The sequence below is a fragment of the Gardnerella sp. c10Ua_31 genome, assembly GCF_055700915.1.
This window is the reverse complement of the sequence record NZ_JANUYG010000003.1, coordinates 169,665-180,891: the sequence shown is the minus strand read 5'-3', so window position 1 is coordinate 180,891 and position 11,227 is coordinate 169,665. Positions and strand designations below refer to the sequence as shown.

Here is an 11,227-nt window from a genome sequence, read left to right as displayed (position 1 = left end):
TCACCTCTTCAAAAATTCTGCTAACGTGTCAACGTCAACAGCTTTAACATCACTATTCTGTTTTGAACTTTTACTTCCAGGCCGCGGAATTTGACTCTTAAATTTTGCGCCTTTACGAGTCGCGTCCTTTGTTTTGCTCCATGCGAGAAAACTCGTATTGTCCGCGATAAGAGCCAATAAATAAGTGTTTGTAGTCCACGCGTTACGCTCATCAAACACGCTCCAAATAAGAGCCTCATGCGGCAAATTAGCAGCCAAATCAGCCGCGCGCATGATGCGAATACTATAGCCAATCTCATCAATATCAAGCCCGTAAAAACGCTGCATGTCCGCCCGAAGAACGTCCGAGCGGACACGCAACATTTCCACGAGCGTCACGAGTTTGGGGCAACCTTAGTCATAAATTCTTGTATAAAGTCCGATACAGAGTCCAAGTGAACGCGACCATCATAAGTGTCTCTCAACTCATCCTTGACTTTGTTGTATTGCGACGAGCCAAGAACCCTCTTCAAAAATGCTGGCAAGGCAGAAGCATTGGGCTTTTTGCCGTTTGCTGGGTTCATTTCCCCTAACAATTCCAACACTTCCAAATCGTCGAACAGATCAGATTCGACAGTTAGTTCAATGTCTTTTACTGTGATAGTTTGCTTCGACTCTTTTGGCATAGTATGCTCAGCCATAATATTTACCTTTCATAAGTTTCCCTTTCTAAAATAAGACGCTTGCACTCTTAGAAAGGAGTAAGCAGAGTGCAAGCGAGAATTGAAAAAACGGCTAGCCTAAATGACTCGCACCATCAGAGCTTGCTGTAATTGGTTCAACATACTCGTCAACAGTTTTGCCACCAATCAACTTAGACGGATTAGCAGAAAGCGTTACAGAATACGTAATAGGGTCACCAGCAGAATACGTAATATCGTCATACTCAACAACAGACGCGTCAGGCAGAACAAGACGCTTCTTACGGTTGCCAGTAAGCATGATTTCAAACACGACAACATAATGCTCATCCTTAGGCATACCGTGAAGAATACGCAATTTGCCGCCAGTGTCGGTAACGCTATCAGAGCCGTAACGTAGCTTCATAGAATCCGCTTTAATTTCAAGCATTGCGAACTGATAAGTTTCAGAATAGGATGCGATTTCCTTCAAAACAGTGCCACCACCCCACTCTTTTACCTCAGTAGTATCAGTATCAGTACTGTTTGTTAAACCGTCGTCGCTAATATAGCCAAGGCACTTATAATCCTCAGCCAATGGCGTTTTAGCGTCCGTTGGCAGTGCTGTGCCAAGAGGCGCGTAGAATACGCCACCAATAACACAAGGCTTACCAAGCGACACGTTAGATTTATCATTCTTTGTTTGCTCAGTCATAATATCTCCTAATAAAAAAGCCACCAAGAAAGGTGGCTAATAAACAATTAATTAAAACTTCTTATTGTGGATTCAATTAGAAAGAATTAGTTGAATCAGGATCTGATATCGATTATGCGTAGGGTAGTCAGGAGAAGGAAAGTTAAAAACACTCTCCACGCTAATAGTAGCTACTTCAGGCAATTCAACTATCTCCATTAAGCGTGGGACAACAACGTCAGTAGTAATGCGCGAGCAGTCCCACCTTGTTGTTGCCCAAACTTGCACGGCAATAGTCGCATTGCTTGCATGGTACGAGCTAGAGCCTCCAGTCTGTTCTACGGTTATGCAACGCTCTTCGCGCTTTGTTGGCATAACCATACGAGCCTTATATCCTGCTAGACTCCTGCAAGCGTTCAACCAGTCCATGACCAGTTTCTCAGCGTTTACCACGCTTCGCCCCCTATCGCCTTAGAAAGCGTATTATAGCGAGCGTTGTCCAATCGCGTCTTAAACACCATCGTGGTATTACCAATATTCGTAGTAGCCAACGCAATACTACCAACTTCGGAATCTTGTGCTGGTAGTGCTACGTAGTGTGCTCCTAGTGTTTGGTGAATACTATTTGCACGGTTGGCAATATCTTCGGCAGCCTCGTTGATAGCTTGCTTGCTGCCTGGCTGCTGGTAGATTTCGCGTAGTGCTTTATTGTTGAGCACGATTTTTACGTTCGCCATAATTTACCCTTCTACTGTTTTAACTTCTACAATCACGTTCCAGCCAGTTGGCGTCATGCTTGTGACAGCTGGCTTTGGATCACCTATTACTTCGTAAGTGCATTCGTCTATTTTGACTTGTGCGCCGCGCAGTGAATGGTAAGTCCATGAGCGTGGCATGTAGAGTGTTCTCGCAACTTCGATACCGTCGGGACGTATAGAGTCCGTGAGATTGTTTTGTGAGCCGTCTATTACGAGCACGTTATCCACGGTTTCTTCGTTCGTTTCCCACACGGTTTCGCCGCTTGGTAGAGTGCCGTTAGCATGGCGACTGATTATTGTAACCGTTCCGCCGCGCATTGTTAGCCTCTATCAAGTTGGATAATGAACGCTTTTTCAACGCCAACACCTAGGTCTTCAAGCTCACTTTTAAGCGGATACAAGTCGCCAGTAGGATTAGCGAACGTGCCAGACTCGCTGAACGCGCCAACACCTTGGCTCACTTGAGTGTAGCCGTTAGGATTTTGCACGTCAGCTATCATGCTTCGCTTTACCATCGCACACACGATGCGAGCAAGCCTACTTTTAGGCTGATTTTGCCAGCTTGTGCAGCGAGCTTTTAGAATGTCGGTTGCGTCAAGAAGTTTAGAGGCTGCGACAGCTTGTTCGCTCTGTGTGAGCTTGTGCCATCTAGCCTCTAATTCTTCCACGGTTGCGAACGCTTCTTCAACGTCCGCCATTGTTACACGCTCCCAAACGTAGGTATATCAGCGTCAATGCGAGTCACAGTCTGCTCTCCAGTGTCAAGATTGCGCACTACATGATACGTAATATTGTCCTGATTCGTAACCGTGAACTCTTCCAAGCGTGGCAAGTTTTCTACAGGTTTGCGAACGCTAGGCATTGATTACACCCTTCAAGCGTGCCGCACCCTTAGCACCAAACATTGCCAAACCAGTGTAGAACTCGATTCGAGTACGCTGAGACGGCTTCTCCTGCAACTCACCAAAGTCTTTAACCATTACGCCACCATTGGTCAAACCAATGATGCCAGTATCACCTTCGCCTTGAGCGAAACGAACGGCATAGATACTACCAGTGTTAGAAGCAGTACCCTGAGTTTCATCAAGCCCAAGAACAGCCTTACCAGCTGGAGTAGAGCCAGCGTCCAAAATAGGAATACCATTCCACATCACAGAACGCTTGCCAGCCACATCGTTTTGCACGAAAACGTCAGCAGACACGTGACGAGCAGCAGAACGAATCTTAGCAATAATAGCCGCGTTAGTATAAAGCGCGCCATTAGAACCATTCAAACCGTTTACAGATGCGCACAATTCGTCCAGCTTATCGAAGAACTTAAAAATATCCTCTTTACCGTCACCCAGAATACGCAAACCGTTAGTGTCAGCGTCCAAAACCTGCTTACCAGTCAGACGCTTCTTCAAACCATTAAAGCTCTTATTATTCGTATCATTATCTCCATTGAAGAAAGAGTCCTGATATGCGTAAGACAATGCTTTAACTTTCATAGCGGTTTGTTCAGCACGCTGATCCTTCACATTAGAGCGAGTCTGTTGAATAAAATTATCAAGGTCAGCGTCGCCACCGAGAATGTAAAGACTCTCAGTGGTTTTCTTAAACGTACCAGTAGACTCAGGATAAGCCTCGTTTACCGCACGATAAGCCACAGTAGGCAATGTTGCCTCAGAGTTGAACGCGTAAGCATTACCCTGAATCTCCATGAATGGGATGCGGTCAAGAATAGGGGATTCTTGCACGAAAGTTTCCATAATGCCGCGAGCTAGCTGGTCTGTGCTAAGAACAGCGGACTCCGCTAATGTCATTGTCATAATAACTCCTTATTTTTGTTGTTAATTCGAGTACGCCGCCGTAATACGTTCTAGCGGCGTCATTTTCACGCTAGGAGGAACAGAACTCTTTGTTCCTGCCGTCGGCAAATTATGTTCTCTAGCTTTGAAGAACTTGGCAAGCGTCGCCGCGTTTTCCTCCAGCTCTTTGCCATCGCCTTTTAGGAGGCTTATGAGCTGAACATCAAGCTCAGTTTCGTGCGCAACTTTTTCAACCTGCGCATTATGCTCTGCTTCAGCTTTTAACGCGTCGTTCTCAGCTTGCAACTTTTCGATAAGCTGAGCATTAGCGGATTCCTGCGAATCATACTTTTCTGCTTTTTCTTTCAGCTCATCGTAATTAGCGTATTTTGCTTCTACTTCCTCAACACGCTTATTAAGCGCGCGACTGAACTCTTTAGACGTTTCGGACTGTTTACTTTCCTGCTTAGAATTTTCAGTATCGTTAGTAGAATCATTCTCCGCTGTTTGCTGAGAATCAGTATCAGACTGTTCACTGCCGCCAACCGCGTCCGTATTAGCAATAAAGCGAATGTAGAATGGTACTTTCTTCTTGTTCATTTGTTCTCCTTAGATAGTCGCGCAATTAACAACGCGGCGCGCGGTTTCCGCGAAAAATAGAAAAGCCACACAATCGTGTGGCTAATATTAAAAAAAAAACTATTTAGTAAAACCAGCGTTACGCCGTCGAATGGTAGCAAGCGTATTGTGGTAGTCTCTCGGATTGGCAGTATGCTCTCTAGCGTCCTTCCAAATGGCCTTATACTTTTCAGGCTCATACCCTTTAAGTTTCAGCTCTTTAGCACCCCACTGTGGAACGACTTCACAATCGCAATGTTCGTGATAATAGTTGATAAGCCCATCAGAACCAAGCTCCAAGCCTGCGGAATGCTGCGACCTATACTTAAAACCACGGCTAGCGAGCATAAGACAAAAAGCGCACGTATAAAAACCTCTAGGCACACGCGCCCAACGAGGCTCATCAGGATCATTCTTCATATTAGAACGCACCATTTGCCGGTTAGCAGTATGCATCATATCAGTCATAAACTGCTGCATATCATCAAGATGATTCAACGGCATTTTAGCCCACAAATCATTCATACTCATGCCAGCGCGATTCCTACCGTTTTTAACTTGCCTAAATGTTAAGCCGTTAAAATCAGTGTCAGCAAAGCCTTTAAGCACGCTCCACAAGGCGCGGTCAGGGTCAAACGCCTCCGCTTCGGCCAACGTGGAAAGACTCGTGCCAGACTGTTGATACAGTTCGCGAACATTACGATAATACGAGTCCGCTTCACTTGCCGCGTCTCTAACGAAATCTTCAACAATGTAGCGCATATCATCAGAGCGTGTAACAGATTCCATGGCATGAGGCGTAAAATACTCCTCAAGGTTATAACAGGCTTCTTCAATCAGCGTATCAAGACACTTTAGGTGTTTCTCGTACTCCAGATTGTACAGTTCCTGCGTTTGCCGCCAGTCCATTATCCGCCGCCTTCGTATCGTCGGTTGTGGTTTGTGCTAGTTTTGCCCTTAATTGGTCAATATGCTCTTGTGCACGCTTCTTAGCTTGATATGCTCTCAAGCTTTTACGCTGAGCATCATTCAAATCAAGCATGTCGTAAACAACCTCGCTATCCGCCGGTAACACTCCAGCACTCACGAGCTTCACGGCAGCGTCTGCGCTGGCAGCGCGCGACGGCGTGGCGGGGTTACGCCATTGCAGAACAATATTGCTAGTATCAGCGCTAACGGCCTTGTGAATAATGTTCAGCCATGCCGTACCAAACGCTGCTTGGCAGCTTTCAGCAATAAGGCACAACTCTTTTTGAGCCTTATCGATAGCCTCAGCGCTACTAGGATTGTCCGTCAGTACGCCCATCTCGTCAGGCGGCATGCTTGTTGCCGCTGCGAACATTGATGCCGTGTTGCGTAATTGGTCAATGTGCGGTTGGAAAGACGCTTGTTGGAATTGCCCAACAGTCGGCGTTTGCCCAGTCTTAGGGTTGTTCGGAATGACCATAAGAGAATCCAAGAGCAGCTTCCACTTTGGTACTTCGTTGCCATTCTCGTCAGAAAACATCTGCTTGTTAGCGCCAAGAATGTAGCGAGAACCAACAGAATACAAGTCCGCTTGCAGCTCACTACGGAGGAAAGTACGAACAGCTGAATCAGTGTAACTCATAACAGCGCGACTAATGCGACTTCTACCAAACGGACGCTTGCAATCAGGACGGTAAGCTAACACTTCACAAGGAATACGAGTGTAATAGTTCACATCTTCAGTAACGTGCCACAAATCAGTATTATCGTTGCGCTCAATACGCAAAACATGTCCGTCACTCATTAAATATATGATTGCTGGCGTTTCCATGCCGTCATCGTAAGTATCAACAAGCAGCGCGCTACTTAAGCAGCGACGACTATTATCCCAAATTCCACTAGCATTATCAGCAGTGAATACTTCAATAACGTTTTTCTTAATGCCATTTTTCTCCACTTTTAGCGCGGCAATAAAAGCACACGAGTTCACCAGTGCGCTAGTGTGTGCTTGAGCAGCAAGCTGAAACAGGTCATTTTCTTCAATCAACCGTGTAAGCTCATCAGGAACTTTGCCACTTGTTGAGCGGACGCCGTCAATAATAATACGGTTAGCGAGCACTTCCACAGCCTTCTCAGGCCACCCGACAACAATATTAATATCGCTTGCAACAGGCGGCAAACTATAGCCAATATCGTGCAGCTCATTCTTACCGTCATAATATGCGTTACGAAGCTTGTTGCGCTGCCTTTTCTTCGTAAGTCTATCTACCAAGTAAAGATAAACTTTCAAATCATCAGCTTTTAAGCCTTCCACAGCTCTAGGCAATACAAAATTCACACCACACCGCCTTTACCAAATATGCGCATCTTCAAACGGATCACGTTTACTCGTATAAGCACCATGCATCGCGTAAGTGCAAGCAACAAGAGGACTAATATCCACGTCAGAGCCAGTCTTATTCCAGCCAAACAAGCCGCTCTTACCGAGCGGACGTGTAACAACATGACTAACAGCATCAGCAAGCTGAGGCTGGTCTTCATCGCTTAAATGCGTCAACTGCTTAAGCGTCAACAAGTCAAGGAAACGGCCACACGCTTGCCCAACATCCTTAGTTTGCAAAATTGTTACCCAAACAGACGCTTCCTGCAAGTCTTGTACCAACGTCATAGCTGGAGATTGCGAGTCGATACAAACGCTAGCAGTCCTATCCCAACGTTCAGCAAGCCAATCAACAGCCCACTGCAAACCAGCCTTAGCAATAGGACGGCGCTCAACCATCTCAATATGGCAAGTATCATCATCAAACCTGCGGCAAGCGCCAATAGTCAACATAGTTCGCTCAGGATTCATATCCAACGCATACGAGGCTAGTCCGCCGTCTTTAGGTTTATTCACAGTACCCTCAGCCCAGAGCTTCAAATCAATAGCATTATGATTTGCCGTTTCATCCCACACTCCAAGAGCCTCGCGACGAAAACTATCGTCAGACAATTGGCGACGCATACGCAAAATAGCGTTCTCATTAGTCCTCAACGGGTAAGACGGATTAGCCTTAGCCCAAGCTTTACGGTCATCAAGGTCAGCGTCTCTATCCGCGCTAAACTCAACGTAAAAAGTATCCTTATCGTACCCCTTAATAGCGTTCATACGCTTCAAAGTAAACGCTTCGCCATTATCTTTAGGACGCGGCGGCGTTCCCATGTAAAGCGCTAATGGGTTAGGCGACGCGTTCATAGTAGGGATCATGTCGTCCATAGCAGACTCAGAAAGAATCTGAGCCTCATCAAACGCAATAACATCAACATGCGCAAAACCACGACCAAAACCCTGCTCACGCGCACCAAACAGAATACGCGAACCATTATTAAACTCAATCTGCTGCTGACCGTTAGCACGACGAACAGCCTTAACAAAACGCTTAAAAACAGGCTGCTCTGCGAGCGCGGTCATGTTTCTGAATGTTTCGTCGCTTGTTCTCGTGTGGTGTGCAGTCCACAGCATCAGCAAGTTAGGATTCATTGCACAATGCATGAGCATTGAAGTACCAATCATGAATGTTTTGCCAACTTGTCGCGGAATGCTTAATACTGCGCCGCCGACGCCTTCTGCATATTTGCCGTCTTTGCGTTTGCCAAACAGTACGCTTAATAGTGCGCTTTGCCAAGGATCATAATGTACCCCTAGTGCGTTTAATACTCGCTCATATCGTGGAAAGTCGGTAGATACGATACCTTCAGGCAAAATACAATGGCGTGCAATACTAGATAGTCGTGGCGTCGAAGGTGTCATTTGTTACATCCTCCGTTTCTAGTGTGCTCAAAGGGTTTGTTGAGTCGCTCATGCCTTCTATTTTCTCGGTAATGCCTATAAGCTCACGGCTTATGGCTGGCAATGCGTTCGCTGGCGTATCGGGACTAATCATTGCCTTGTGTAGTATGTCTCTTGCGTAGCGCAGTTCTTCCAGAACGCTAGCGTCACACATGCGTTCAAATGTTTCTTTTGTTAAGTCTTCGTCTTGTATGCTTGTTTTTACGCTCTTATTAGGCAGGTTTATTACTACAGGCTGCCTTATTTCTTCTTTTTTAGTGCCGTTTTGCTTGCGTTTTCTGTTTGCGTCTACGCGGCATTTATCCGAGCAGTATTGTGGCTTGCGTCCATGCCCGGTTGTTTTGAAAAAGTGGCCACAATTCTTGCATTGCATACGTTTCTCCTAGGCATATTGTTACGAATAACTTTTTGTTACGATTAGGACGTTACGAATAGAACCCTCGGGGAGATTTTAGACCTTTCGCCGGGGGGGCTTTTGCGGCGCGGCGGGGGGGTACCCCCCTACCTTATTAATAATGATTCTCATTATCTTTCTATCACCATTGACTTGTTTTGAAGTGTATTTTTTCGTGTGGACTTTGTGGCGTGCCGTTGACTTTAGCACGCGCGTAGTCGATGCTATGTGTGCTTTTAATACGGTTACATCTGCGATGTGTGAGTCTGATGTTGCTCCACTCGTACGGACTGCCGCCGCGTGATACTGGTGTTATTTCGTCTACTTCTGCGCTCATTGGGTGCGGTGTTTTCAGTGTCTTGTCTATTGGTTGCCCACATATGTAGCACGTATCGTAATAAGCTAAGGCTCTGCGTCTTATGTTGTCGCGGCGTGCGCCGTTGGTGCGTCTTGGGTTTGGTTTTGTCATGGCATTAAAAAAGAGCAGCCTAAGCGCGGCCGCTCTTGTGTATAAGTATATCGCTTTGCTTCCAGCATACCACATTGGCGGCGTGTCACAACACGCCGAAGGTTGACAAAGGTGCGAGGTGTGGTATTATAGAAAACGTACAGAAAACGAGCGAAAGCTCAAAACAAAAAGGAATGATTAAAATGCAGGATACTTTTGATATTTTCGACGAAAATGTTACAACCGCTCAGCCTGAGACTAAGACCGTAAAGCCTTCAAAGGGAGAGGCACGCGCGAAGGCTCAAGAGAAAGCGGATTCTATTACTAGCCAAGTCGCTGGCGTGCTTCATGAGGTTTTTCAGTCTGTTGATGGCGTTATTGGTCTTGTTGGTAGCGTGGCGCGTTTTAAGGCTATCAACGCGGACAAGCACTATAGTACGCGTAACATGTTGATGGTTATTGCTCAAATGCCGACGGTTGGCCGAGTGCGCGGGTTTTCTGAGTGGAAGAAAGCGGACGCGATGGTTAAAAAAGGAAGCAAGGGTTTGGCTCTTGTTTCGCCTAAAACTTATAAGTGCGCTTATACGAAGAGCGGCAAGATTGTTGGCGCGGTTGTGCGTCTTTCTAAGACTGAGAAGGCGCGCGTGGCTAGTGGCGAGCTTGTTGTCAAAGATGAGATTTGCGGCGCTGGCTTGGCTTATGTTTTTGACGCGTCGCAGGTTGACGGCGCGCCAGAGGTGCCTAGCGTGTCTATCTCTTGGGGTGTTGACGGTGCGGCTTTGGAGCGCTTGGTGGCGGAGATGGTTGACGGCGTGCGCAACATTTTGCCTTCTGATTCGCGTTCGGCGTTAAGTGATTATGCGGCGGCGGTTGATATTTTGCTTGGTAAGTCGAAGGCTCGCGCGCTTTGTGTGGCGGCTTGATATAAAAACACCGTAGCGCGTCATTGTACAGAAGGACGAAAAAGGAAAATAACGCCCTTTGCGCTACGGCTTTTCTAGCCTATCACGCGACACGCCGAAGGTTGACAAAGGTGCGGCATGTGGTAATATAGAAAATGTACAGAAAAGCGGAAACGCAAAAAAGGAGAACAAAATGATTAACACAATAGACGCTCTTATCCAAGAGGCAAAAGACGGCAAAAGTGAAGTTAATACACTTGTTGAAAGCTATTTAAGAAAAGATGACGGCGGCGCGTTGCGTTTATGCACTGGCAGCCGTCGCGACTGGCTCGCAAAAATTGACGGCACTAGCAAGACTTATGGACTTGCACGCACTTTTATCCCCGACTATAAAAAAGATGATAAAGAAAGATACCCGGTGGAAAATGGCATTATCTACGACTTTTCCACTGAAGTAAAGTATGGCAAGACGGAGCGCGCGCTCTTCATCATCGTGGACAATAAGCCTTATAAAGTACAAGAAGATGACGCAAAAAGCATCATGAAGCATAAGGAGGAAGCTCAGAAAGCGAAGGCGTGTGAAGATATGAGAGCTATCGCCATGAAAGCTGACGCAGAGGGGCTTGAGCCACGCGAAAAAGTGGACGACGCTTTGCAAAAGATAAACGCCGTGGCGCGTGCTTATGACGATATCTCAGGCGCGCACACTTTATACTCAAGCCAATACAACTTCGCACACTTTTATAAGTACACGCAAAGTAAGAGCTTGGAAGAAAGCGGGCTAGAGTATCCCGCACGCTTGGAAGATGGCGACTACTTTGTAAAGAATTTCTGCATTGGCTCGACTATAGAAAAGCTTTACAGGGATGCGCGACGTGAAGCAAAGCATGAAGCAAAAGAGAAAGGCACACCAATGCGTATCGTAAGCCTCGCAAAAGTGGTTGACGAAGTGCTTGCTGTGTACTCTTTTGACTGGCTCGCCGCATATAAGCAAGCCAAGAACGAGGAGTGACACGCCAGATTGTGCTTGCAATGCTTGTGCGGTACTATAAAAAATTAATCAAGGCATTCTTTCCCGCATACGCGGGGGTGATCCTTCTGTGTTTCGATAAAAGGGGTCCTTTTGGACGTCTTTCCCGCATTTGCGGGAGTGACCCTTCTATGTTTT

17 protein-coding genes are annotated in these 11,227 nt (G+C 46.5%); 2 read left to right on the top strand and 15 right to left on the bottom strand.

What is annotated here, in order from left to right:
• The 15 genes from NYP55_RS05945 to NYP55_RS05875 form a co-directional block, all read right to left on the bottom strand.
• Entirely contained in the window at positions 1–327 is a 327-nt protein-coding gene (locus tag NYP55_RS05945; RefSeq protein ID WP_004575082.1) for a DUF5361 domain-containing protein, read from the bottom strand.
• Between the two features lie 47 nt (positions 328–374).
• On the bottom strand, positions 375–680 hold the full coding sequence (locus NYP55_RS05940; protein WP_472781717.1) for a hypothetical protein: 306 nt from the start codon (positions 678–680) through the stop codon (positions 375–377).
• A 94-nt stretch (positions 681–774) separates the two neighbouring features.
• A complete protein-coding gene (locus NYP55_RS05935; RefSeq protein ID WP_472781716.1) occupies positions 775–1,374 on the bottom strand; it encodes a phage tail tube protein in 600 nt (199 codons plus the stop codon).
• Between the two features lie 72 nt (positions 1,375–1,446).
• Entirely contained in the window at positions 1,447–1,806 is a 360-nt protein-coding gene (locus NYP55_RS05930; protein ID WP_472781715.1) for a hypothetical protein, read from the bottom strand.
• Positions 1,800–2,090 carry a hypothetical protein gene (locus NYP55_RS05925; protein WP_472781714.1) on the bottom strand — a complete coding sequence of 97 codons (291 nt, stop codon included), beginning with the start codon at positions 2,088–2,090 and terminating at the stop codon, positions 1,800–1,802. Before NYP55_RS05925 ends, NYP55_RS05930 begins: the two co-directional genes overlap by 7 nt.
• 3 nt (positions 2,091–2,093) lie before the next feature.
• Positions 2,094–2,429 (bottom strand): hypothetical protein, encoded by a 336-nt coding sequence (locus NYP55_RS05920; protein ID WP_472781713.1) that lies wholly within the window; start codon positions 2,427–2,429, stop codon positions 2,094–2,096.
• 2 nt (positions 2,430–2,431) lie between these two features.
• Positions 2,432–2,809 carry a Gp19/Gp15/Gp42 family protein gene (locus NYP55_RS05915; protein ID WP_048730460.1) on the bottom strand — a complete coding sequence of 126 codons (378 nt, stop codon included), beginning with the start codon at positions 2,807–2,809 and terminating at the stop codon, positions 2,432–2,434.
• A 2-nt stretch (positions 2,810–2,811) separates the two neighbouring features.
• Positions 2,812–2,973, bottom strand: a complete 162-nt coding sequence (locus NYP55_RS05910) for a hypothetical protein (RefSeq protein ID WP_472781712.1) — start codon at positions 2,971–2,973, stop codon at positions 2,812–2,814.
• On the bottom strand, positions 2,966–3,922 hold the full coding sequence (locus NYP55_RS05905; RefSeq protein ID WP_472781711.1) for a major capsid protein: 957 nt from the start codon (positions 3,920–3,922) through the stop codon (positions 2,966–2,968). Before NYP55_RS05905 ends, NYP55_RS05910 begins: the two co-directional genes overlap by 8 nt.
• A 21-nt stretch (positions 3,923–3,943) precedes the next feature.
• A complete protein-coding gene (locus NYP55_RS05900) occupies positions 3,944–4,501 on the bottom strand; it encodes a hypothetical protein (RefSeq protein WP_472781710.1) in 558 nt (185 codons plus the stop codon).
• A gap of 99 nt (positions 4,502–4,600) precedes the next feature.
• Positions 4,601–5,308: a VG15 protein gene (locus NYP55_RS05895; RefSeq protein WP_472781709.1), complete on the bottom strand. Its 708-nt coding sequence runs from the start codon at positions 5,306–5,308 to the stop codon at positions 4,601–4,603.
• A 55-nt stretch (positions 5,309–5,363) separates the two neighbouring features.
• On the bottom strand, positions 5,364–6,824 hold the full coding sequence (locus NYP55_RS05890; RefSeq protein WP_472781708.1) for a phage portal protein: 1,461 nt from the start codon (positions 6,822–6,824) through the stop codon (positions 5,364–5,366).
• A gap of 12 nt (positions 6,825–6,836) precedes the next feature.
• Positions 6,837–8,276, bottom strand: coding sequence for a phage terminase large subunit (locus NYP55_RS05885; RefSeq protein ID WP_472781707.1), 1,440 nt, complete (start codon positions 8,274–8,276; stop codon positions 6,837–6,839).
• Positions 8,248–8,688, bottom strand: a complete 441-nt coding sequence (locus NYP55_RS05880) for a hypothetical protein (RefSeq protein WP_472781706.1) — start codon at positions 8,686–8,688, stop codon at positions 8,248–8,250. Before NYP55_RS05880 ends, NYP55_RS05885 begins: the two co-directional genes overlap by 29 nt.
• Before the next feature lie 163 nt (positions 8,689–8,851).
• Entirely contained in the window at positions 8,852–9,178 is a 327-nt protein-coding gene (locus NYP55_RS05875) for an HNH endonuclease (protein WP_472781744.1), read from the bottom strand.
• A gap of 182 nt (positions 9,179–9,360) precedes the next feature.
• Between NYP55_RS05875 and NYP55_RS05870 the strand changes: the two genes are divergently transcribed.
• Together NYP55_RS05870 and NYP55_RS05865 are read left to right on the top strand one after the other, a co-directional pair.
• Entirely contained in the window at positions 9,361–10,080 is a 720-nt protein-coding gene (locus NYP55_RS05870) for an ArdC family protein (RefSeq protein ID WP_472781705.1), read from the top strand.
• A gap of 172 nt (positions 10,081–10,252) precedes the next feature.
• Positions 10,253–11,071 (top strand): hypothetical protein, encoded by an 819-nt coding sequence (locus NYP55_RS05865; RefSeq protein ID WP_472781704.1) that lies wholly within the window; start codon positions 10,253–10,255, stop codon positions 11,069–11,071.
• Positions 11,072–11,227: the final 156 nt, after the last annotated feature.

Bases quoted from the DNA above. Each gene is read 5' to 3' on its own strand.
- NYP55_RS05945 (WP_004575082.1), bottom strand. From the start codon at position 327: ATGCAGCGTTTTTACGGGCTTGATATTGATGAGATTGGCTATAGTATT.
- NYP55_RS05940 (WP_472781717.1), bottom strand. From the start codon at position 680: ATGGCTGAGCATACTATGCCAAAAGAGTCGAAGCAAACTATCACAGTA.
- NYP55_RS05935 (WP_472781716.1), bottom strand. From the start codon at position 1,374: ATGACTGAGCAAACAAAGAATGATAAATCTAACGTGTCGCTTGGTAAG.
- NYP55_RS05925 (WP_472781714.1), bottom strand. From the start codon at position 2,090: ATGGCGAACGTAAAAATCGTGCTCAACAATAAAGCACTACGCGAAATC.
- NYP55_RS05920 (WP_472781713.1), bottom strand. From the start codon at position 2,429: ATGCGCGGCGGAACGGTTACAATAATCAGTCGCCATGCTAACGGCACT.
- NYP55_RS05915 (WP_048730460.1), bottom strand. From the start codon at position 2,809: ATGGCGGACGTTGAAGAAGCGTTCGCAACCGTGGAAGAATTAGAGGCT.
- NYP55_RS05910 (WP_472781712.1), bottom strand. From the start codon at position 2,973: ATGCCTAGCGTTCGCAAACCTGTAGAAAACTTGCCACGCTTGGAAGAG.
- NYP55_RS05905 (WP_472781711.1), bottom strand. From the start codon at position 3,922: ATGACAATGACATTAGCGGAGTCCGCTGTTCTTAGCACAGACCAGCTA.
- NYP55_RS05900 (WP_472781710.1), bottom strand. From the start codon at position 4,501: ATGAACAAGAAGAAAGTACCATTCTACATTCGCTTTATTGCTAATACG.
- NYP55_RS05895 (WP_472781709.1), bottom strand. From the start codon at position 5,308: ATGGAATCTGTTACACGCTCTGATGATATGCGCTACATTGTTGAAGAT.
- NYP55_RS05885 (WP_472781707.1), bottom strand. From the start codon at position 8,276: ATGACACCTTCGACGCCACGACTATCTAGTATTGCACGCCATTGTATT.
- NYP55_RS05880 (WP_472781706.1), bottom strand. From the start codon at position 8,688: ATGCAATGCAAGAATTGTGGCCACTTTTTCAAAACAACCGGGCATGGA.
- NYP55_RS05875 (WP_472781744.1), bottom strand. From the start codon at position 9,178: ATGACAAAACCAAACCCAAGACGCACCAACGGCGCACGCCGCGACAAC.
- NYP55_RS05870 (WP_472781705.1), top strand. From the start codon at position 9,361: ATGCAGGATACTTTTGATATTTTCGACGAAAATGTTACAACCGCTCAG.
- NYP55_RS05865 (WP_472781704.1), top strand. From the start codon at position 10,253: ATGATTAACACAATAGACGCTCTTATCCAAGAGGCAAAAGACGGCAAA.